This is a genomic window from Winslowiella iniecta (assembly GCF_001267535.1).
Taxonomy (GTDB): domain Bacteria; phylum Pseudomonadota; class Gammaproteobacteria; order Enterobacterales; family Enterobacteriaceae; genus Erwinia; species Erwinia iniecta.
In genome coordinates this window covers 75,627-96,810 of sequence record NZ_JRXE01000012.1, presented here as the reverse complement: position 1 = coordinate 96,810, position 21,184 = coordinate 75,627, and the positions used below count along the sequence as shown (strand labels likewise).

20 protein-coding genes are annotated in these 21,184 nt (G+C 54.0%); 9 read left to right on the top strand and 11 right to left on the bottom strand.

Annotation, left to right across the window (positions count from 1 at the left end; genetic code table 11):
* The first annotated feature begins 76 nt into the window (after positions 1 to 76).
* The gene (locus NG42_RS10185; protein WP_052899192.1) at positions 77 to 562 is read left to right on the top strand and encodes a YlaC family protein; all 486 of its coding nucleotides are present in this window, start codon (positions 77 to 79) and stop codon (positions 560 to 562) included.
* Between the two features lies 1 nt (position 563).
* Here the strand turns inward: NG42_RS10185 and NG42_RS10180 are convergent, their stop codons facing one another.
* From NG42_RS10180 to NG42_RS22660, 7 genes are all read right to left on the bottom strand, one after another.
* Positions 564 to 1,973: an aminotransferase-like domain-containing protein gene (locus tag NG42_RS10180; RefSeq protein WP_052899191.1), complete on the bottom strand. Its 1,410-nt coding sequence runs from the start codon at positions 1,971 to 1,973 to the stop codon at positions 564 to 566.
* Positions 1,974 to 2,045: 72 nt separating this feature from the next.
* Positions 2,046 to 3,041 (bottom strand): Csu type fimbrial protein, encoded by a 996-nt coding sequence (locus tag NG42_RS10175; RefSeq protein ID WP_052899190.1) that lies wholly within the window; start codon positions 3,039 to 3,041, stop codon positions 2,046 to 2,048.
* Positions 3,038 to 5,485 (bottom strand): fimbria/pilus outer membrane usher protein, encoded by a 2,448-nt coding sequence (locus tag NG42_RS10170; protein WP_053115735.1) that lies wholly within the window; start codon positions 5,483 to 5,485, stop codon positions 3,038 to 3,040. The genes NG42_RS10175 and NG42_RS10170 overlap by 4 nt, the downstream gene beginning before the upstream one ends.
* A 3-nt stretch (positions 5,486 to 5,488) precedes the next feature.
* Positions 5,489 to 6,196, bottom strand: coding sequence for a fimbrial biogenesis chaperone (locus NG42_RS10165; RefSeq protein ID WP_052899189.1), 708 nt, complete (start codon positions 6,194 to 6,196; stop codon positions 5,489 to 5,491).
* A 31-nt stretch (positions 6,197 to 6,227) separates the two neighbouring features.
* The gene (locus tag NG42_RS10160; protein ID WP_053115740.1) at positions 6,228 to 6,704 is read right to left on the bottom strand and encodes a Csu type fimbrial protein; all 477 of its coding nucleotides are present in this window, start codon (positions 6,702 to 6,704) and stop codon (positions 6,228 to 6,230) included.
* 80 nt (positions 6,705 to 6,784) lie between these two features.
* A complete protein-coding gene (locus NG42_RS10155; RefSeq protein WP_052899188.1) occupies positions 6,785 to 7,354 on the bottom strand; it encodes a Csu type fimbrial protein in 570 nt (189 codons plus the stop codon).
* Between the two features lie 248 nt (positions 7,355 to 7,602).
* Positions 7,603 to 7,845: a hypothetical protein gene (locus tag NG42_RS22660; protein ID WP_156322055.1), complete on the bottom strand. Its 243-nt coding sequence runs from the start codon at positions 7,843 to 7,845 to the stop codon at positions 7,603 to 7,605.
* A 43-nt stretch (positions 7,846 to 7,888) separates the two neighbouring features.
* On the opposite strand from NG42_RS22660, the gene NG42_RS10150 reads away from it, so the two are divergent.
* Positions 7,889 to 9,964 (top strand): putative bifunctional diguanylate cyclase/phosphodiesterase, encoded by a 2,076-nt coding sequence (locus NG42_RS10150; RefSeq protein ID WP_052899187.1) that lies wholly within the window; start codon positions 7,889 to 7,891, stop codon positions 9,962 to 9,964.
* 35 nt (positions 9,965 to 9,999) lie between these two features.
* Here the strand turns inward: NG42_RS10150 and tcuC are convergent, their stop codons facing one another.
* The 3 genes from tcuC to exbB all read right to left on the bottom strand — a co-directional run bounded on the left by tcuC (position 10,000) and on the right by exbB (position 12,775).
* A complete protein-coding gene (tcuC, locus tag NG42_RS10145; RefSeq protein ID WP_052899186.1) occupies positions 10,000 to 11,316 on the bottom strand; it encodes an MFS transporter in 1,317 nt (438 codons plus the stop codon).
* A 296-nt stretch (positions 11,317 to 11,612) separates the two neighbouring features.
* Positions 11,613 to 12,035, bottom strand: a complete 423-nt coding sequence (gene exbD, locus NG42_RS10140) for a TonB system transport protein ExbD (RefSeq protein ID WP_052899185.1) — start codon at positions 12,033 to 12,035, stop codon at positions 11,613 to 11,615.
* 5 nt (positions 12,036 to 12,040) lie between these two features.
* Positions 12,041 to 12,775 (bottom strand): tol-pal system-associated acyl-CoA thioesterase, encoded by a 735-nt coding sequence (gene exbB / locus NG42_RS10135; protein WP_052899231.1) that lies wholly within the window; start codon positions 12,773 to 12,775, stop codon positions 12,041 to 12,043.
* 305 nt (positions 12,776 to 13,080) lie between these two features.
* Between exbB and NG42_RS10130 the strand changes: the two genes are divergently transcribed.
* The 5 genes from NG42_RS10130 (at position 13,081) to NG42_RS10110 (ending at position 17,971) form a co-directional block, all read left to right on the top strand.
* Complete coding sequence (locus NG42_RS10130; protein WP_052899184.1) at positions 13,081 to 14,049, top strand: TRAP transporter substrate-binding protein; 969 nt, start codon at positions 13,081 to 13,083, stop codon at positions 14,047 to 14,049.
* A gap of 13 nt (positions 14,050 to 14,062) precedes the next feature.
* A complete protein-coding gene (locus NG42_RS10125) occupies positions 14,063 to 14,569 on the top strand; it encodes a TRAP transporter small permease (RefSeq protein ID WP_052899183.1) in 507 nt (168 codons plus the stop codon).
* A gap of 9 nt (positions 14,570 to 14,578) precedes the next feature.
* Positions 14,579 to 15,871, top strand: coding sequence for a TRAP transporter large permease (locus tag NG42_RS10120; RefSeq protein ID WP_052899182.1), 1,293 nt, complete (start codon positions 14,579 to 14,581; stop codon positions 15,869 to 15,871).
* A 118-nt stretch (positions 15,872 to 15,989) separates the two neighbouring features.
* Positions 15,990 to 17,177 (top strand): cystathionine beta-lyase, encoded by a 1,188-nt coding sequence (metC, locus tag NG42_RS10115; protein ID WP_052899181.1) that lies wholly within the window; start codon positions 15,990 to 15,992, stop codon positions 17,175 to 17,177.
* Positions 17,178 to 17,305: 128 nt separating this feature from the next.
* Positions 17,306 to 17,971, top strand: a complete 666-nt coding sequence (locus tag NG42_RS10110; protein WP_052899180.1) for a DedA family protein — start codon at positions 17,306 to 17,308, stop codon at positions 17,969 to 17,971.
* Between the two features lie 28 nt (positions 17,972 to 17,999).
* Here NG42_RS10110 and NG42_RS10105 read toward each other — a convergent pair whose 3' ends face one another.
* Positions 18,000 to 18,890, bottom strand: a complete 891-nt coding sequence (locus NG42_RS10105) for an AraC family transcriptional regulator (RefSeq protein WP_052899179.1) — start codon at positions 18,888 to 18,890, stop codon at positions 18,000 to 18,002.
* A gap of 176 nt (positions 18,891 to 19,066) precedes the next feature.
* Between NG42_RS10105 and yqhD the strand changes: the two genes are divergently transcribed.
* Complete coding sequence (yqhD, locus tag NG42_RS10100) at positions 19,067 to 20,224, top strand: alcohol dehydrogenase (protein ID WP_052899178.1); 1,158 nt, start codon at positions 19,067 to 19,069, stop codon at positions 20,222 to 20,224.
* A gap of 82 nt (positions 20,225 to 20,306) precedes the next feature.
* Complete coding sequence (gene dkgA / locus NG42_RS10095) at positions 20,307 to 21,131, top strand: 2,5-didehydrogluconate reductase DkgA (RefSeq protein ID WP_052899177.1); 825 nt, start codon at positions 20,307 to 20,309, stop codon at positions 21,129 to 21,131.
* Positions 21,132 to 21,184 lie beyond the last annotated feature (53 nt).

Sequence of the window (21,184 nt, the reverse complement as noted above, 5' to 3'; positions counted from 1 at the left end):
GTAACTGTGCCTGTTATTGCTGTGCACTTCGTGTTCTAATTTTACTCTGGCTGGAGTTTGATGACCGAGGTGAACAATGAATGAAATAAAACAGATCCTACAGCGCGAGATCGACACCCTCAACCGTGAAGAAAAGCGCGACAACAAACCCCGCTTCAGCTTCAATTTTCTGAAATCCCATCCCGGCCTGTGGCTGTCGATGTATATCTGTTACGGCCTGAGCGTAGCGCTGATCTTTACTACCGACTTTCTCGGCTGGCCGGCATTCTGGGGCGCAACCATTTTCGTGCTGGTGATGAGCGTACTGATGCTGATGGATATCAATCCGAAATACCGCTTTGAAGATATCGACAACCTGCACGATCTGCGCGTCTGCTATTACGGCGAATGGTATTATGTGCGCACCCTGTCGGATACGGCGATCGGTGAGATTCTCAGTCACCATAACACACCGGAAAAAGTGAAAGCCGGTATCCGCCATCTGTTGTCGCAGAAAGGCGAAGTGGATTTCTATGATGTCTATTCGCTGACCTGGGGCCACGCCCGCGCAGCCACGGTATAAATCACATCATGGCGGCTATCAGGCCGCCGAGAATCGCCGCCGCCGCTTCCTGGGCATCGTCCCAGACCCAGGCGGCATTAAAGCGAAAGTAGTTGGCATATTGCTGACCCGACGAAAACATACTCCCCGGCGCAATACTGATATGGTGGTCGAGTGCACGGTAGTAAAGCGCCGTCGCATTGACCTGTTTCGGCAATTCAATCCACAGAAAATAGCCGCCGTGTGAGTCGTTAATCTGCGTGCCGTGCGGCAGATGGCGCTTTAACGACTGGCGCGCCAGATTTTTACGCTGCTCCAGAACCTGCCGAAGTTTACGTAAATGGCTGTCATAACTGCGGGTGCCAAGATAGTTGGCCAGCGCCAGCTGCATCGGCGCACTGGTCGATAGCGTACTCATCAGTTGCAAGCGCTGAATACGCTGCGCATGTTTCCCGGCAGCGACCCAGCCAACACGAAAACCCGCTACCAGATTTTTGGAAAATGACGAGCAGTGCAACACGTTGCCGTCTTGATCAAAGGCTTTTGCCGGCAACGGTTTATCACCGCCAAAGTAGAGTTCGCTGTAAACATCATCCTCAATCAGCGCCACATTGTGTTCGGCTAACAGCGCCACCAGCTGCTGTTTTTTCTGTTTCGACAGGGTAAAGCCAACCGGATTTTGCTGGTTGGTCATCAGCCAGCAGGCTTTGATCGGCCAGCGCTCCAGCGCCCTTTTCAGCTCATCAAGATCCATCCCGTGCTGGGGATCGGTGGCGATTGCCACCGCTTTCAGCTTCAGACGTTCAATCGCCTGCAACGCACCATAAAATGACGGGTTCTCAATCACCACCCAGTCACCCGGTTCAGTCACCGCCTGCATACTGAGATTAAGCGCCTCCATGGCACCATTAGTAATTACAATTTCATCGGGCGAAACGGTAATCCCCTGCTGGGCATAGCGCTGCGCCAGCGTTTTACGCAGTGCTTCATTGCCTGGCGGCAAGTTATTGATGGCATCCGCCGACGTCATGGTACGCGAGACACTGTTTAGCGAACGCATCAGCTGGCGCTGCGGGAACAGTTCCGGATCGGGAAACGCCGAGCCAAAGGGCACAATCAGCGGATCGCGGCACGCCTGTAACACATCGAAGATAAAAGCGTTGATATCGACTGTTTCCGCCAGCTGTACCTTCTGATGGCTGACCGGCTGGCTGAGGAACTGGGCACGCGGCGCGACATAGTAGCCAGACTGCGGACGTGAAACGATCCATCCCTGGCTCTCCAGCACCTGATAAGCATGCATCACCGTCATTAAACTCAGGCCACTGAGCACCACTTGCTCACGCAGCGAGGGCAGCTTTTCGCCCGGTTGCCATACTTCGGCTTCCACTTGCGCACGAATTTGATGAACCAGCTGTTGGTATTTTGCCACGATCTGTTACAGGCCAGTTGAGAAAACAAGAGAACTATTATAGGTCATTACTGGCCTGCGTCGAGCGCGTCATCAGAATGTCAAATCCACCACCACGGTGTCGGTATAGCTTCCCGCCGCGGGGGTATTCTGGGTGGGCAGGACTTTTGCCGTATAGAGATAGGTACGCGTCACACCATCGGTGCTGACCCCACTGGAAGCGGTACTGGTCCAGCGTTCAGCTCCGGCTGGCCCCCAACGATCGGTGGTGCTGCCTTTATAAATCTCGTAAGCGAGTAAATTGCTGCCGCTGGCCATATTACGCACGTTGCCCACCGCATGGGCACCGTTGCTGATGCCGACGGTATAGGTGCTGCCTTTGGTGCAATACACGCTGACCGACTGTGAAACAGGGGAAAAACTACTCACCAACGGCGCGCTGCCAAAACTGATATTGGTCGAGTTAATGGTGGTGCAGTCATTCGTCACCACCATTGTCACGGTAAGGGGGATAGTGCCGCTGCCATTCTGATCGCTCAGCGCCACGCAAATACCGCCGATATTAATTCCGGTACAGATGCGATAGGTGACCGCAATATTCAGCGTCACCGTATAGGTTCCTGCCGCTACCGTCTGTCCCGGCACCGTGCGGAGATAGAGTGGGAAGGTAAAATTCAGCCCACCGAGCAGGCCGACCAGATTACCCAGCTGAGTTGAGTTATAAGTCACTGCCGTCGCGCCGATGGTCATTTCCGGCGTACAGTTTGACGTTGAGCAGAGCATCACCGGAATATTGTCCGGCCCGACATCACCCGCACGCTTCATGGTGCCGCGCGAATTACCTACCGCAACCGCGCTGGCACTTGCCAGCCGCAGCGTCACGCTATTGGTTCCCAGTAATGAGAGAATACTGCCTGAACCACAGTTCACCTGCGCCTCGGAGGTGGTCGTGCTGACGGTGGAATTCACCGTAAAGGAGCTGGCAGTACCAAAACTGGCAGTGGAGGCAGGCAGCGTACAGGCTGCCCAACCTCCCGTTGAAAAACCTAGCGCGATCAGTGCGATAAACGCGGAAAAAAGTGTTTTCATCGGCGATTTCCTGAAGATAAGTCAGACGGTGCTGCGGTAGCAGAAGCGCCAGGCAAGGACGGTAAATTGCAGGTTAGCGGCCCATAGGTACTCAACCCTTTTGGCTGACCGTCAGCAATCACTAAACGGGTTTCGCAGCGTCTGCCATCTGGCGTGACCGCCACGATCTGATTATCGGCGGTGAGGTTTTCCATCCAGCTGAGTCCATCCCAGCCAACGTATTCTGTAGCCTGCCCACGGCGATAAATTTGTGTTGAAACCGGCAGCGGCTGCCCCTGCTGGTCATGCAGGATCACACTGGCGGCGCGTAGCGGTTCAATCGGGAAGTCGAGCAGATAACCACTCTGTCGTTTCACCGCAAACCGTTTTTCCACTTCAGGGGCGATCATATCGGCGGGCAAATCGAGGGTATCAATCCCGTATTTCGCCGGGTAATAAGAGCTGATGCCCGGCACCAGCAGATAGCCTTTACTGTCTGTTTTTCCCATCGACTGATTTTCATAGCGCACAGTGACATCGGGATAACCGGTTTTTACCAGCACAAAGGCATCATTGACCTGGTTGGCGGCAAACACTGCGCCATCCATCAACAACAGTGAACCGGACAAGTCGGCCCACTGGGTGGTGTTATCGCTGTCACCATAGAAACCGACCGAGGTATCAATTTTGCGGTTACGCCAGTTCAGGCTGCCCTGCCGATAATCGCTGCCGACACTCTGATGCGCCCAGGAGGCATCCCATGCCAGGCCACCATCGCTTGGCATCGAGCGCGATACCCATGCGCGCTGCGCAGTCCCCCCCTGCTGGTTCCGCTCGGTACTCAGGCTGGTACTGTAGTGTTTGCCGAAAGGAATTATCACCGAGATGGCTCCCGCCCAGTCGCCCTGTTGCTGATCGCGACTGGCAGAGACATACAGGCTGCTGCTGCCCCAGATGTTTTTACTCCACGACAGGTTCCACAGCCGGGTGCGATCGCCTAATCCTCCCGTGATATCGATAAATGCAGCACCGAGGCTGCCGAACCGATCAAGGTTAACGCTGGCGTTATACTGGGCACTACGGCGGCTTAACGTATAACGACTGTTACGGTTATTTCCCTGACGGCTGCCATACAGCCCGAGGTCGGCATAGGTGCTGGTGCGAAGGGTATGCTGGGTGCCGACGGTGAACCAGCGCTGGTTATATTGATATCCCCAACCATATTGCGTGCCGGTATCCGCATACATTCGGCTTTGTGCCAGCGAACCATTTATCACGCCCAGCGAACCGATCCTCATCTGCGCCCCCCCACCACCCAGCGCCAGCGACTCTGCGCCCTCAGCATGGGTTTCCAGCGTCAGCCAGTCGGTGACGCCATAGCGCAGCGAACCGCTGGCGGCGGCGGGTCCGTAATCGAAATTATTGATGCCGTAATTTTGGCGAATGCTACCCGCCGCAAATGAGTAATCGGACAGGCCAGGCTTCAGCAGATCGCTGGAGACATAAAACGGTAGCGTGGTGGTAACCTGGCGGCCAACGGCATCGGTCGTGACGATCACCGCATTCCCGGCACCATTAACGAAGGGCATATTGTTCAGCGAGTAAGGGCCGGGCTGCACGCTGTTACTGCTGTTACGATAGCCGTTAACGAACAGGTCAACCGTTGAGGGCACGGCAGCCTGACCGGCAAAAACCGGGAGCGGATAGGTCACCAGATCCGGACGTAGCGAGAAGTCGCGCCCAAACTGTATCCCGCCGAGACGCACGCTGCTGCTCCAGCCCAGCGAGTCAGTGACTAAATCACCCAGCCGCCAGCTCAGCACATCGTCTTCATTCTGATAAGTCCAGTAAGTGTCATAACGAATGTAGCCATCATCCTGATAGCTGGGTTCATTGCCCAACTGCTGTTGCCATACGCCGTTACTGATAAACTGGCCGGAATCACCAAACAGGCGAAACTCATTCCACGCCGAATAGCGCGTGCCGCGGTTATCTGCGCGGCTGGCATACAGATCATAATTGAGCAACACGCCGCGACTGGTGCGGCCCGGAAAGCGTATTGCCTCTCTGCCACCGGAAAAATTTTGCGCCGGCAGCCACTCACTGGGTACCGTCAGCACCATCCGCTGACCGGCGCTGTCATACTTTGCTTTTACTTGAGGCAAGCTGGTGATATCCACCAGTTCGCCGGAAATTTTCGAGGAAGGAATGCCGGCACTCTGCAAATCCGCAGCACGCAACAGATAGTGTCCGTTGCGAAACACCACCGGCACAATCGCGCCCTGGTCAAATTCGTTCACCACCAACCCCAACATATACTGCTGATTCTTCACGCTGCTGACCGCAGCCGGAGGTGGCAGCGTATCCCAGGTTTCACCATAGCTACTCACTGCAGAGAGGCAGCCGAGTATCCCGGTGATAACCAGTGAATAGCGCCGCGACGGCGGAGACCAGAAGTTAGTCATTGTTTAGCGTTCAGAGCCAGTAGTACGCCAGGGTTGATTATTCACCTCGGCAACCAGCTGGGAGCCAGATGATGCCGGAAAAGAGAGTGGCCAGCGCATCGTCGTATTGCCAAGCACATAGCCCAGCAACCCTTCGGACATGCGACGTCCGCCCACCGAAACTTTACTCAGACGCGCATGGCGTGCGCTGCGGTTAGTGACTTCAAGGAACGATTTTCCCTGCTCACTGACCACACGCCAGCTCAGCTCAGGATTGGTTTTGCTGGCGTCCAGTCCCTGGCCATACACGAACAAGGGTACCGAGTAGCGCATCTGGAAGTTCAGTCCGACCTGATCTTTCCCTTCCTCCTTTGGCGTCGGGATCTCATCCAGTAATACCCGATAAGCGATCTCTTTACCTGCAGCCGGTGGAACCTGCTTAATCAGACGCACTAACTGCTTTTTTCCCGGCTCAATGCGCACCAGCGGTGGGCTGGCTAACAGTTGCTGTTGGGTCTGATACTGCTCTTTGCCATTCACCTGATTCCAGCCGAACACCCGCACCTGCATCAGCGTGGTGGAGGTTCCACGATTTTCCAGCCACAGCTCTGCGGCTTTCTGATCGCTGGTAATTTTCGGGTCAATAGGCCAAATCATTACCGAATTACCCGCGTGGGCCAGACCGGTGGTAACAGTCGCTAACAGCAACAGCGCGACACGAGCAATATTCATTCCTGACATCCTTTTGAAAATAGGTAATGCATTACCAGCTCAGGGTAACCGTTAGCGTATCGCTGTAATTTCCGGCACGCTTTACGCCGTTCAACTGCAATAAGCCATAAATAGGCAGCGTGATGTTATTGGCGTTGCTGTAAGTCAACGCGACATTCTGATCGATCGGAATTTCGCTCACTGCCGTGTGGTTTGCATTGGTATAAAGCCGATAAGAGACCAGATCGCTGAAGTTAGCGATTTTAAGATTGCGCGTATTTGTTGCGGAATGCGTGCCGCCGTTGATGCTCATATTCAGCGTCGTATTGGGCGTACAGGCCAGATTAATGGTGGTACTTTGCACATAGCTGGCGCTGACGCTGCCAGACATCACGCCGGAATGCGTGCCGAAATCCAGCGTACCGAACACACCGGTATTGGTGCCGGAAACCACACAGCCTGCGACAATCGATGCTGACACCTGAATGTTCTGTGTAGGCAACGACTGTGCACTGCTGACGTAAAACATCAGCAAGATGCACAGTGCGGGCACATTTTTCGTGATGAATCCTGCCATCCCCGCCAACATCGCCTCCCTGATGGTAAAAATCAGTAGTTCACAACGACGTTAATGGTGTCTGAGTAAGTTCCAACCGGGATATCCGGATTAAAATCACCACCGGTGATTCGACCATAGATGGGATAGTTTTCACCGTTAGTCGCATCGGGCGTACCGTTGGCCACCAGATCCTCGCCATCGGCGATAACCGCCGAGAAACCGGCATCGTTGTACAGGGTGTAGGCGATGCCCTGAGTATCATCGCTATCCAGCAGCAGATAACGAGGCGAAGCAGTCACATCACCAAAGGTTTCACCGGTTGGTGCGCCATTACTGCTGACAATCTGGACATTGTAATCTTCGTCGTTGGTGCAGTTGACATAAATACCGTTGCCCACCGGGCCGACCAGGGTGGCAGTAAGGGTATCGAAGGTGGCCGCACTGCTGCCGAAGTTCAGATCACCAAAGTCGACATTGGTGGTGGTCGGTGAACCGTTCACCAGACACCCGGTTGTCAGCGTCAGTGTTGCATTAATCGTTCCCGTAGTGGTGGCGGCAAAGCCCGAAGAGGCAACACCGAGGCTCAGGCCACAGCCCACCAGAAAAAGCTTCATGTTCATAACCATTCCTTACTGATTAGAGTGATGATTGTGCTTTCCAGACTGGTCTACAATTAACTACTAACAAATAAACAGATGAGTTCATTTCGCTCTGACTGGCGATAGTTGAAGTCAAAAGAATTAATCCATAATTTGAATTAATTCTCATGCATCAATTTTCTTTACTATAGATCAACCCCCCCCTGTTCGTTCAATCAAAATTAGAAATTATTTCAAAGTATGTGCTCTGGCCTCAAAAAGTGATTTCGTCATGTGACAAGCCGCGACACCGGTGTGCCTGGCAAAGATAAAGTCTGATTGGCTCTAGGCGATTTTTTTTTCCAGTGGTATTTTCTAGCCTGAAGAAAAGTGATTAATTCAGTTAATAAATGACCAGGCCGCATGCTGGCGATAATAAAGGTATTTTTATTCGGATTTCTCGCAGAGAAAAAATCCTCCTCATTCAGATTTTTCGCAGACAAATAAGCCTGAATATTTTTCTTTTTATACACACCGAATCACCAGCTCGCTGGTCATCAGCACTTGGGAATATCTATGCTTGTTAGTTCGTACGATCAGCCGCTGGTCATCGTCTCGTTTATCGTGGCATTTCTGGCTTCCTATACCGCTCTCGATATGGCCGGGCGCGTGGCGACTTCCAGTGGCAAGGCCGCGCTGATCTGGCTGTTTGGCGGCGGCTTTGCCATGGGGATTGGCATCTGGTCAATGCACTTTATTGGTATGCTGGCGATGAACTTGCCAATGGTCATGAGCTACAGCGCTCTGCTTACCGCCTTATCGATGCTTATCGCCATTGCTGCTTCGGTATTTGCCCTGTGGATTGTCTGCGACGGGGAACTGCCGCTATTGCGACTCACCACCGGCGCGCTGGTTCTGGGCAGCGGCGTGGTGGCCATGCATTACACCGGCATGGCAGCTCTGATGTTTGAGCCGGGTATTGACTGGAACTGGGGCTGGATCGCCTGCTCGGTAGCAATTGCCCTCGCCGCTTCTGGTGCAGCGCTGTGGCTGGCATTTAATCTGCGCAAAAACGGCAGTCGCGTCGCGTGGCTGCGTGCCGGTGCGTCAATTATTATGGGTATCGCCATTGCCGGTATGCACTATACCGGCATGGCGGCGGCCAGCTTTCCGCCAGGCAGCCATGCCACACACACCGGCGTTAACAGTAACTGGCTGGCGATTCTGGTGATGGTCGTGACCTTATCGATCCTCGGCATTACTCTGCTGGTCTCAATGCTGGATGCCCGTTTGCAGGCACGTACCTCGGTACTGGCTTCCTCACTGGCAGAGGCTAATCGCGAGCTGGCTCAGCTGGCTTTGCACGATAATCTGACCCGCCTGCCTAACCGCATATTGCTGGAAGACCGGCTCGACCAGGCGATTAATAAAGCCACGCGTGAAAAATCGCAGTTTGCGCTGATGTTTATGGATCTTGACGGCTTTAAGGCGGTAAACGATGCTTTTGGCCACCATATCGGCGACAGTTTATTGATTGCCGTTACCGAGCGCATGAATGAAAAAATGCAGGGACACTATACGCTGGCGCGTCTCGGCGGCGATGAGTTCGTGTTGCTGATTGAAATCGACGACCCCAATGATGCGGCGACAGTGGCCGACGGGCTGGTCAAGGCCATCGATGCGCCGTTTGAGATTTCACGCTATGAACTGGTGGTGTCGTTAAGCATTGGTATTGCGGTCTATCCGGGTGACGGCGTCGATGAACGTGAACTGCTGTTTAACGCCGATGCCGCGATGTACCACACGAAAAATAACGGTCGTAACGGCTACAACTTTTTCCAGCCGTCGATGAACACGATTGCGCAAAATCAGCTGCAACTGATCAACGACCTGTGGCTGGCGCAGGATCATCAGCAGCTTCGACTGTTTTACCAGCCTAAGTATTGCGCGCCACAGGGGCCAATTCTTGGCTTTGAAGCGCTGTTGCGCTGGCAGCACCCGGAGCGGGGCCTGCTGACCCCGGATGTCTTTCTGCCACTGGCGGAAAAGACCGGTTTGATTGTCACTATTGGTAACTGGGTGATTAACGAAGCGCTGCGTCAGCTGCGTGTCTGGCATCTGCAAGGCCATCCTCACTGGTCGGTGGCCGTTAACCTGTCAGCGTTACAATTTGAGCAGAGTAGCCTGGTGGAGACGGTAGTGCAGGCGCTGGATCGCCATCTGATCCCGCCGGAGTTACTGACGCTGGAAGTCACTGAAACCACCGCCATGCGCGATCCGGATGAGAGTGTGCGTATCCTGACGGAATTAACCCGTCTGGGGGTAAAAGCCTCGATTGACGATTTCGGCACCGGCTATTCAAGTCTGCTCTATCTCAAGCGCTTACCCGCCAGCGAGTTAAAAATCGACCGGGCATTTGTGAATGAATTACAGTCTGAAACCGAAGACGCCACTATCGTCTCGGCTATTGTGGCACTGGCGCAGTCGCTGAATCTGAAAGTGGTGGCAGAAGGTGTCGAAACCGAGGAGCAGCAGGCATTTCTGACCGGCCTTGGTTGCAATACGTTGCAGGGCTACCTGTTGGGCCGACCGGTTCCGGCAGAAAAGGTGAGTGAACTAAAAAACTATACCGGGCAGCAAGCCGGCGCTTAACAGCAGCGGCGGCAGCGCCGCCGCTGAAAACGCGGTTATACCGTGGCCGGTACCGCATTATGACGCGTCTGATACTGACGTAACAGGCGTTTGATAATCAGGGTGCCGGCCAGTCCACACAGCGCCGCCACGGTCAACCAGACGCCGGGCATCGCCTTATCGCCGGTTGCGTGGATCAGATAGCTGGAGATGGCCGGGGTAAAACCACCAAACAGCGCGGTCGCCAGACTGTAGGCCATAGAAAATCCGGTCGCACGCACCTCGGCCGGCATCACTTCCGCCAGATAAACCACCATCGCACCGTTATAGCTGGCGTAAAGGAAGGAGAGCCACAGCTCAGCTTCAAGCAGGTGAGCAAAGCTCGGCGACCCCACCAGCCAGTGCAACACCGGCCAGGCGGTGACGATCATTAACAGGCTGAACAGAATCAGCAGCGGACGTCGCCCGACCCGATCCGACAACGCCCCCATTACCGGTAGCCAGAACAGATTTGACACCCCGATACACAGCGTTACCAGAAAGCTCTGTTTATCGCTCATCATCAGCACGGTTTTACCGAACGTCGGGGTAAAAGCGGTAATCATGTAGAACATCACCGTCGTGGTCACTACCATTAGCATCCCGGCCAGCACCAACGCCCAGTTACTGGCAACTGAACGCATAATTTCACTCATTTTGGGATGGTGCTTACGCTGGCTGAAGGCTTCGGTTTCTTCCAGCATGCGACGGATCCAGAACAGAAACGGCACAATCATACAGCCCACCACAAAGGGAATACGCCAGCCCCACTCGGTGACTTCGCCTTTATCCAGCAGATGGTTCAGCAACAGACCCAGCAACGCCGCGAAGATAACCGCCACCTGCTGGCTACCGGACTGCCAGCTGACGTAAAAACCTTTACGCCCTTTCGGTGCCACTTCCGACAGATAAACTGAGACGCCGCCCAGCTCGACGCCCGCTGAGAAGCCTTGTAATAAGCGCCCCAGCAGAATCAGAATCGGTGCCGCCGCCCCCAGCGTGCTGTAACCCGGCACACAGGCAATGGTGAGTGTACCGACGGCCATCAGACCCAGTGTTAACAGCAGCCCTTTACGACGACCATGCTGGTCAATGTAAGCGCCAAGAATAATCGCCCCGAGCGGGCGCATCAGGAAGCCGGCACCGAAAGTCATCAGCGTCAGCATCAGTGAGGCAAACGGGTCATCACCGGGGAAAAATGTTTTGGCAATGGCGGTGGCGTAATAGCCAAACACCATAAAATCATACATTTCCAGAAAGTTACCGCTGGTCACGCTAAAAATGGTTTTTGCACCGCTCTTGGGCGGCCTTGACATTGCAGGAGTGGGATTCATACAGGCTTCCTTATGTTTTCTATCGTTTTTATCCTGCAAGGAGATCATTTAATGTGATCTCATTCACCATTCCAGTTTACAAAGCAAACCGATTGGTAACGAAAAATTAACAAAGCAAGTTATGCAGTAGAATGCTCTGGTGATGGGGGAGATTAAAGAGGGTCTACGAAGTGGCGGGATGCAGCAGGGAAGGTATTTTCAGAATGGACGGCGAGAACACCGCCGCTACGGGATAACCGCTGCTTGCAAGGGGGAGGCGTTACCGCCTCCCGTCACGCAGCGACTGAAATGACAGATTATTTCGCGGCGCTTTCCATACCCATCAGACCAATCTTCAGATAGCCAGCCTGTCGCAGAGAGTCCATTACGCCCATCAAGGTTTCGTAATCAACACTCTTGTCCGCCTGGAAGAAGATAGTGGTATCTTTCTTCCCTTCAGTCTGCGCATTAAGCACATTGACCAGGTTCTCAGTGTTTACGGCTTCGTTGCCAATAAACAACTGCTTGTCGGCTTTAATCGACAGGTAGACCGGTTTTTCCGGACGCGGTTGCGGAGAACTGGTTGACGCAGGCAGATTAACGCGGACATCCACTGTCGCCAGCGGCGCGGCAACCATAAAGATGATCAGCAGCACCAGCATCACGTCGATAAACGGCGTGACGTTGATTTCATGCATTTCACCGTTGTTGTCGAGATCTTCGTTTAATCGCATCGCCATAATATTTAACCTAACCGCAGCTTATGGGCTGCCGCCGTACGGTGCGCATCGGCGCTGTTCGCCAGGTCGAGATCGCGGCTTTGCAACAGCAACACTTGTGCCGCCACGTCGCCCAGCGAGGCTTTGTAGTTGGCAATCATACGTGCAAACACGTTATAGATAACCACCGCAGGAATCGCCGCAACCAGACCGATTGCGGTTGCCAACAGGGCTTCGGCGATACCCGGTGCGACCACCGCCAGGTTGGTGGTTTGTGTTTTGGCAATGCCGATAAAGCTGTTCATGATGCCCCAAACGGTACCGAACAAACCGACAAACGGCGCAATCGCACCGATGGTCGCCAGGAAGCCGTTGCCACGACCGGCATGGCGGCTGAAGGCGGCGACACGGCGTTCCAGACGGAAACCGGTGCGCTCTTTGATACCGTCGTTATCGTCGGAACCGGCAGAAAGCTCCAGCTCATTGCGCGCTTCATTAAGCAACTGGGTACTGAGGCTGCCCGCGGTGAAATTTTTGCAGGTTTCTGTCGCTTCGTTTAATGAACGAACCGTTGCCAGCGCTTGCTGCTCGCGCTTCAGTCGGCGTTTTGCTGACAGCAGTTCAACACTCTTACTGAAGAAGATTGCCCAGGTGACGACGGATGCACACAGCAGTCCAATCATTACCACTTTTACTACGATGTCAGCATGTGCATACATGCCCCAAACAGAGAGATCTGTTTGCATCAAATTACTGGTCACCACGCTGTATCTCCAACCTCAATAAACAACATTCGGAAATCAAGCGCAGATCATATCAAATTAGCGCTGAATTGATAGTGGTTCTCATTACTATTTACATTTTGCCATTGCTGATTCCGCGCGCCGTCGCGCGACTATCGTGCGACATCCAACCCACATCACATTTTTGAAATGATGTTTTATTAAACAGTGAATGACATTTCAAAATATTACGAAACTGTGAGTCGCTTCACCGCCGCTGGTCAATTTTCAGGCTACGTTTTAGCCACATTATTCTAACAATGACCTGACCTCTGGAGCCTGAGATGAATCTAACCCGAACTTTACTCAGCATGTGTTTGTTTGGTGCCGCAGTCACATCTGTGCAAGCCGCCACCATCCGTGCCGCCGATGTCCACCCGAAAGGCTATCCGAACGTGGTCGCCGTGGAACATATGGGGGAAAAACTGGCGGCGGCAACCGACGATCGGCTGGAAATTAAAGTGTTTCCCAGCGGCGTGATGGGCGATGAAAAACAGATGATCGAGCAGGCCCAACTGGGTGCTATCGATATGATCCGCGTGTCGATGGCACCGGTAGCGGCCATCCTGCCGGAAATCGAAGTCTTTACCCTGCCCTATGTATTCCGGGATGAAGACCATATGCATCAGGTGCTGGACGGCAAAATTGGCCAGGAGATCGGCGATAAAATTACCAACAGCGCCAACTCCCGGCTGGTGTTTCTCGGCTGGATGGATGGCGGCACGCGTAACCTGATTACCAAGCAGCCAGTACTGAAACCGGAAGATCTGCGCGGCATGAAAATTCGTGTGCAGGGTAGCCCGGTGGCGATTGATACGCTGAAAGCGATGGGTGCCAACGCGGTGCCAATGGGCGTCAGCGAAGTGTTCAGCGGCATGCAGACCGGGGTGATTGATGGCACCGAGAATAATCCGCCGACATTTGTCGCCCATAACTATCTGCCGGTAGTGAAAAATTACACCCTCAGCGGTCACTTTATTATTCCTGAGCTGTTCCTCTACTCGAAAGCGAAATGGGACAAACTCAGCAAAGAGGACCAGCAGCTGGTGACCAAACTGGCGAAGGAAGCGCAGGCTGAGCAGCGCCAGTTGTGGGCCACCTACAACCAGCAGTCGATCGATAAGATGAAAGCCGGCGGCGTCAAGTTTCATGACATCGACAAAACGGCCTATATAGAAGCCACCAAACCGATTCGCGATAAATATGCCGCTCAGCATCAGCAACTGATGCAGGCCATTGCCGACGTTCAATAATCGGGAGCCGACCATGACGAAAAAATGTCATAACCTGATGGACTGGCTCTATCTGGCAGGAATGGTGATCTCCGGCGTCGCACTGCTGGTGATGACGCTGGTCGTGCCGTTCGCCATCTTTATGCGCTACGTAATGAATGATGGCTCCACATGGCCGGAACCACTGGCGATTATGTGCATGGTGACCTTCACCTTTGTCGGTGCGGCGGTCAGCTACCGCGCCGGCTCGCATATCGCGGTTTCGATGCTGACCGACCGGTTACCGGAAGGCTTACGCCTGCTGGCCGCCCGCATTGCCGATCTGCTGATGCTGGTGATTTGCAGCTTTATTCTCTGGTACAGCACCCAGCTCTGCATACAACTGTGGAACCAACCCATCGCCGAATTTCCGCTGATAAGCGCCGGGCACAGCTATCTGCCGGTGCCGATTGGCGCGGCGCTGACGCTGATGTTTGTGCTGGAACGGCTGGCATTTGGTTCGCAAGAAAACCGCCCGGTTGTCACTATGGGTAGCACCTGAGAGGTCATCATGGACGCATTCGTATTGCTGTTGACGTTGGGCGTGCTGCTGGCGGTGGGTATGCCGGTTGCTTACGCGGTGGGATTGAGCGCACTGGTCGGTGCCTGGTGGATCGATCTGCCACTGGAAGCGCTGATGATTCAAATGACTAACGGGGTGAATAAGTTTTCGCTGCTGGCGATCCCGTTCTTTATTCTCGCCGGGGCAATTATGGCCGAGGGTGGTATCGCCCGGCGGCTGGTCAATTTCGCCTATGTGTTTGTCGGTTTTATTCGCGGCGGCTTATCGCTGGTGAACATCGTCGCCTCGACCTTTTTTGGTGCCATTTCCGGGTCGTCAGTGGCGGATACCGCCTCGATCGGTTCGGTAATGATCCCGGAGATGGATAAAAAGGGCTACCCGCGCGACTATGCCGCCGCGGTGACCGCCAGTGGTTCGGTGCAGGCGATTCTGATTCCGCCCAGCCATAACTCGGTGATCTATTCGCTGGCGGCGGGCGGTACGGTGTCGATTGCCGCGCTGTTTATCGCCGGGGTACTGCCCGGACTGCTGCTCGGTCTTACCCTGATGGTGATGTGTATCGCCTTCGCCCATAAGCGTTCCTATCCGAAAGGCGAGCGCGTGCCGTTTAAGCAGGCGCTGAAAATACTGCTGGATGCGCTGTGGGGATTGATGACGGTGGTGATTATCCTGGGCGGGATTCTTACCGGGGTCTTTACCGCCACCGAGTCGGCATCGATTGCCTGTCTCTGGGCGTTTTTCGTCACCATGTTTATCTATCGTGACTACAAATGGAGCGAGCTGCCGAAGCTAATGTGCCGCACGGTAAAAACCGTCACTATTGTGATGATCCTGATCGGTTTCGCCGCCTCGTTTGGCGCGGTGATGACCTGGATGCAGTTACCGGATCGCATCACCAGTTTCTTCACCGGCATCTCCGACAACAAGTATGTCATTCTGATGTGCATCAATATCATGCTGTTGTTAATCGGCACGCTGATGGATATGGCACCGATCATTCTGATTCTCACCCCGGTGCTGCTGCCGGTGACCAATGCGCTCGGCATCGATCCGGTTCATTTCGGCATGATTATGATGGTTAACCTCGGCATCGGCCTGATTACGCCGCCGGTAGGTTCAGTGCTGTTTGTTGCCAGTGCGGTGAGCAAGCAGAAGATAGAACAGGTGGTGCGCGCCATGCTGCCGTTTTATGGCGCGCTGTTTTTTGTGCTGATGCTGATCACCTATATTCCGGCTATCTCACTGTGGCTGCCGCGACTGGCAGGCGTGATGGGAGAATAAAAGGTGGCCCGGGCGTCTTGCCCGGGCACACACTGATTATCTGTATTCGGTATAAACCAGCGCGGCTAATCATGTTAAGTTGTTATTTATCTTATGAGGTTAGCAGGACGTCTTTGGTATGACGAAGAAGAAAATTGAAACCGCCTTGATCGCTGCCGGTCGGGCTAAAAAATTCACTCAGGGTTCAGTTAACAGCGTAATTCAGCGCGCCTCTTCACTGGTTTTCGATACCGTAGCGGATAAAAAGCGTGCTACCGCCGGGCGTGCCAGTGGCGAATTGTTCTATGGCCGACGCGGTACGCTGACACACTTCTCGCTACAGGAAGCGATGACCGAGCTGGAAGGTGGGGCAGGCTGTGCGCTCTATCCTTGTGGTGCCGCCGCGGTGGCTAACGCTATTCTGGCGTTTGTCGCGGCAGGTGATAATGTGCTGATGAGCGGCTCGGTGTATGAACCGACGCAGGACTTCTGCACCAAAATCCTCAGCAAAATGAATGTCACGACCACCTGGTTTGATCACAGTATCGGTACAGAAATCGCCGAACTGGTGCAGCCCAATACCAAAGTGGTGTTTCTTGAGTCGCCTGGCTCGATCACCATGGAAGTGCAGGATGTCCCGGCAATTGTTGCCGCAGTACGCAGCAAAGCGCCCGAGGCGATTATCATGCTGGATAATACCTGGGCAGCCGGAATACTGTTTCGTGCGCTCGATTTCGGCGTCGATATCTCAATTCAGGCCGGCACCAAATATTTGATTGGTCACTCAGATGCGATGATTGGCACCGCAGTGGCGAATGAACGCTGCTGGGCACAGCTGCGGGAAAACTCCTATCTGATGGGTCAGATGGTCGATGCTGATACCGCCTATATGGCCAGCCGCGGTTTACGGACTCTGGCAGTGCGCCTGCGTCAACATGAAGAGAGCAGCATCCGCATCGCCAACTGGCTGGCGGAACGCCCGGAAGTTGCGGTGGTGAATCATCCGGCACTGCCGCAATGCAAAGGCCATCTGTTCTGGAAGCGTGATTTTACCGGCAGCAGCGGGCTGTTTTCATTTGTGCTGAAGCAGAAGTTAAGCCCGCAGCAGCTGGCAGACTATCTCGACCCTTTCGAGCATTTCAGCATGGCCTACTCGTGGGGAGGTTATGAATCGCTGATTCTGGCGAATCAGCCGGAAGAGCTGGCAGAAATTCGCCCTGTCGCGGGTGTGGACTTTAGCGGTACACTGGTACGCTTACATATTGGACTGGAAAACGTCGACGATCTGCTCGACGATCTCGCCGCCGGATTTAAACGCATCAGTTAATAACAATAATCAGGCGCGGGAAACCTTAATCAAGCTTCAACCATCCGGCATCTTCGCGCCATAGATCAAGATGCCGCTTGCCTTTGCGTTTACACTTAGCAGTGTCGTCGCCGTTAACAGGATATAACATGGGTGTTTTACATGAGATTGTACAGGCGCTATGGCATCAGGATTTTGCCGCGCTGGCCAATCCGGATGTGGTGTGGATTGTTTATGGGGTGATGTTTATTACCCTGTTTCTTGAAAATGGTTTGTTACCTGCCTCATTTTTACCCGGCGACAGCCTGCTGCTGCTGGCCGGGGCCATGGTGGCGAAAGGGGTAATGGACTTTGTGCCGACCATGGTCATCCTGACCACCGCCGCCAGTTTAGGCTGCTGGTTAAGTTATTTGCAGGGGCGCTGGCTGGGAAATACTCAACTGGTGAAAAGCTGGCTGATGCATCTGCCGGCGCAATATCATCAGCGCGCCTGGCATATGTTTAATCGTCATGGATTACTGGCACTGCTGGTGGGTCGCTTCCTCGCCTTTGTGCGCACGCTGCTGCCAACCATGGCCGGTATTTCTGGCCTGAAAAACGGTCGCTTTCAGTTTTTTAACTGGCTGAGCGGCCTGCTGTGGGTCACCATTGTGGTGGCTTTCGGCTATGGCATCAGTCAGGTGCCGTTTATTAAACGCCATGAAGACCAGGTGATGGCAATTCTGATCATCCTGCCGGTTGCCCTGCTGTTTATCGGTCTGGTCGGCAGCATTGTGATGATCTGGAAGCATAAACTTAAAAAACAGCGCGCCTGATCTCTTCAGGCCGTTTGCCAACGCCTCCTCAGGAGGCGCGCATTCTTGAGATTTCCTCTCCCGGCGTCACGCCAAAAAAACGCTTAAACTCGCGTGAGAACTGGGAGGCGCTTTCGTAGCCCACTTTCATTGCCGCCGCGCTGGCCTTCAGACCGTCATGCAGCATCATCATCCGCGCCTGATGCAGCCGATAGCTTTTCAGATACTGCAACGGTGAAGTACTGGTGACCGCCTTAAAGTTATGGTGGAACGCCGACACGCTCATATTCACCTCGGCCGCCAGCAGATCGACACTGAGGCTCTCGGTGTAATGATGTTCAATACGGCGCAGGGCGCGGACAATCTGACTGAACTGCGTCTGACGACTGACCAGCGCCATCAGTGCGCCGCCGCACGGCCCCACCAGCACATGATAGAGAATCTCGCGCACAATCTGCCGCCCGAGCACGCGCGCATCGCGTGGGCTGGACATCACATCCAGCAGGCGTTCGCAGGCGCATAGCATCTCTTCGGTCAGCAGCGACGACTGAATGCCGCGCGTTTGCGGCTGCGGCTGAAAACCGTCGTCATCGCCGATATCCATCAGTAAATCCTGCAACGTCAGGCTGTCGACACTGAGTGAAATCCCCGCCAGCGGCGCGTCGGCGGTGGCAAAAGTCTCGCACTCAAACGGCAGCGGCACCGTCAGCATCAGATACTGGCTGGCATCATAATGAAACACGCTGGTGCCAAGATAACCGGTCTTATGTCCCTGAAACAGGATAATGATCCCCGGCTTATACATCACCGGCGTACGCGCACAGGGAGCATTGGCATAAATCAGTTTGATATCCGGCACTGAGGCCAGTGAGGCTCTGTTTTCGGTCATTAAAGCCACCACCTGCTGCGCCAGTCGGCGGCAAATCGCGTCACGATCCATCATCACTTTCTCGGTTAATCGTCAATATGCAGATAGTGCCTGCTCACTGCGCAATTCTCCAGTGACTTGTAGAAACAGGCAAGATTCAGGCAGAAATGAGCATTGAGAGATGACCTGCGAATCCCGACAATAGTTAGCACGTTACCGCAGATAACTCACAAAAAAGGTCAATAACGATGAATAACTTTACTCTCCATACACCAACCCGCATTCTTTTCGGTGAAGGCCAGATTGCACATTTAAGCAATGAGATTCCTGTCGGCAGCAAAGTGCTGATCACCTTCGGCGGTGGCAGCGTAAAAAAAACCGGCGTGATGGATCAGGTCTACAGCGCGCTGAAAGATTTCGACGTACAGGAGTTTGGTGGCATTGAGCCAAACCCGTCTTATGAAACGCTGATGAAAGCGGTAGAAGTCGTCAAAGCGCAAAAAATCGATTTTCTGTTGGCGGTCGGCGGCGGTTCAGTACTGGATGGCACCAAATTTATTGCCGCCGCGGCGTTCTATGGTGAAGAACCGTGGAACATCCTGCAAACCCAGGGTGCCGACATTAAACAGGCGCTGCCGATGGGTTCCGTGCTGACCCTGCCCGCGACCGGTTCCGAATCCAACAACGGTGCAGTGATTACCCGTCGCGCCACCGGCGACAAGCAGGCGTTCAGATCGCCATTTGTCCAGCCACTGTTTGCCGTGCTGGATCCGGTTTACACCTATACCCTGCCTGAACGCCAGATTGCTAACGGCGTGGTCGATGCTTTTGTCCATACCATTGAGCAGTACCTGACTTATCCGGTAGAGGCCAAAGTGCAGGATCGCTTTGCCGAAGGCCTGTTGCTGACGCTGATTGAAGAAGGCCCGAAAGCGCTGAAAGAGCCGGAAAACTACGCGGTCCGTGCCAATGTGATGTGGAGCGCTACCATGGCGCTGAATGGCCTGATTGGTGCCGGTGTACCGCAGGACTGGGCAACCCATATGCTCGGCCACGAACTGACCGCGATGCACGGCATCGACCACGCGCAGACGCTGGCTATCGTGTTGCCATCACTGATGAACATTAAGCGCGAGCAGAAACGCGGCAAGCTGCTGCAATATGCCGACCGCGTCTGGGGCTTTAATGAAGGCGACGAAGAGCAGCGCATCGACCTGGCGATTACCGCCACGCGCGAGTTCTTCGAAGCGATGGGCATCCCGACCCGCATGCAGGATTATCAGCTGGATGGCAGTTCCATTCCGGCACTGTTGGTGAAGCTGGAAGAGAAAGGTCTGACTCAGTTGGGCGAGCATCAGGACATCACTCTTGAGGTGAGCCGCCAGATTTACGAAGACGCGCGTTAATCATTAATGCCATTTTTTGACTAGACTCTAATGTTAAAACCGGTGCCGCTGGCATCGGTTAACTCGCCAGAAAGGAGACGTTATGGTAGATCAACCGATTATTAAGCTGCGCGATGGCAATATGATGCCGCAACTCGGACTTGGCGTGTGGCAGGCCAGCATTGAAGAGGCGCGCAATGCCGCACTGAAAGCGCTGGAGGTCGGCTATCGTTCCATTGATACCGCCGCTATCTACAAGAATGAAGAAGGTATCGGTCAGGCGTTACAGGATACTGATGTGGCGCGCGACGATATCTTTATTACCACTAAACTGTGGAATGACGATCAGCTCAATGCCGGTCAAGCGATTGAAACCAGTCTGAAAAAACTGCAGCTGGAGAGTGTCGATCTCTATCTGATGCACTGGCCGTGTCCGGAAAAAGACAATTATGTCGAGGCCTGGCGGGCAATGATTGAGCTGCAAAAACAGGGGCTGACCAAAAGCATTGGCGTCTGCAACTTCAACCAGCCGCACCTGAAACGCCTGATTGATGAAACTGGCGTCACGCCAGTGGTCAATCAGATCGAGCTGCACCCGATGCTGCAACAGCGTGAACTGCACGCCTGGAATGCTTTGCATCAGATCCAGACTGAATCCTGGAGTCCACTGGCACAAGGTGGTAAAGGGGTGTTCGATCAGGAAGTGATTAAAAATCTGGCGAAGAAATATGGCAAAACTGCCGCGCAGATTGTGATTCGCTGGCACCTTGATAGCGGACTGGTGGTGATTCCTAAATCCGTCACGCCGGCACGTATTGAAGAAAACTTTAAGGTGTTTGATTTCCGTCTGGAAAAACCGGAGATCACGGAAATTGCCAAACTGGATCAGGGTAACCGTTTAGGCCCGAACCCTGACGAACTGAACTAAATTTAGCGTTCTGACGGGCGGCGCACAGGCCGCCCGTTCGTTTACGGTGCAGG

Coding starts and splice junctions, on each gene's coding strand:
- NG42_RS10130 (WP_052899184.1), top strand. CDS start 13,081: ATGAATCTAACCCGAACTTTACTCAGCATGTGTTTGTTTGGTGCCGCA.
- tcuC (WP_052899186.1), bottom strand. CDS start 11,316: ATGAATCCCACTCCTGCAATGTCAAGGCCGCCCAAGAGCGGTGCAAAA.
- NG42_RS10165 (WP_052899189.1), bottom strand. CDS start 6,196: ATGAATATTGCTCGTGTCGCGCTGTTGCTGTTAGCGACTGTTACCACC.
- NG42_RS10110 (WP_052899180.1), top strand. CDS start 17,306: ATGGGTGTTTTACATGAGATTGTACAGGCGCTATGGCATCAGGATTTT.
- metC (WP_052899181.1), top strand. CDS start 15,990: ATGACGAAGAAGAAAATTGAAACCGCCTTGATCGCTGCCGGTCGGGCT.
- NG42_RS10175 (WP_052899190.1), bottom strand. CDS start 3,041: ATGAAAACACTTTTTTCCGCGTTTATCGCACTGATCGCGCTAGGTTTT.
- dkgA (WP_052899177.1), top strand. CDS start 20,307: ATGGTAGATCAACCGATTATTAAGCTGCGCGATGGCAATATGATGCCG.
- NG42_RS10105 (WP_052899179.1), bottom strand. CDS start 18,890: ATGGATCGTGACGCGATTTGCCGCCGACTGGCGCAGCAGGTGGTGGCT.
- NG42_RS10185 (WP_052899192.1), top strand. CDS start 77: ATGAATGAAATAAAACAGATCCTACAGCGCGAGATCGACACCCTCAAC.
- exbD (WP_052899185.1), bottom strand. CDS start 12,035: ATGGCGATGCGATTAAACGAAGATCTCGACAACAACGGTGAAATGCAT.
- NG42_RS10150 (WP_052899187.1), top strand. CDS start 7,889: ATGCTTGTTAGTTCGTACGATCAGCCGCTGGTCATCGTCTCGTTTATC.
- NG42_RS10155 (WP_052899188.1), bottom strand. CDS start 7,354: ATGAACATGAAGCTTTTTCTGGTGGGCTGTGGCCTGAGCCTCGGTGTT.
- NG42_RS10160 (WP_053115740.1), bottom strand. CDS start 6,704: ATGTTTTACGTCAGCAGTGCACAGTCGTTGCCTACACAGAACATTCAG.
- yqhD (WP_052899178.1), top strand. CDS start 19,067: ATGAATAACTTTACTCTCCATACACCAACCCGCATTCTTTTCGGTGAA.
- NG42_RS10125 (WP_052899183.1), top strand. CDS start 14,063: ATGACGAAAAAATGTCATAACCTGATGGACTGGCTCTATCTGGCAGGA.
- NG42_RS10120 (WP_052899182.1), top strand. CDS start 14,579: ATGGACGCATTCGTATTGCTGTTGACGTTGGGCGTGCTGCTGGCGGTG.
- NG42_RS10170 (WP_053115735.1), bottom strand. CDS start 5,485: ATGACTAACTTCTGGTCTCCGCCGTCGCGGCGCTATTCACTGGTTATC.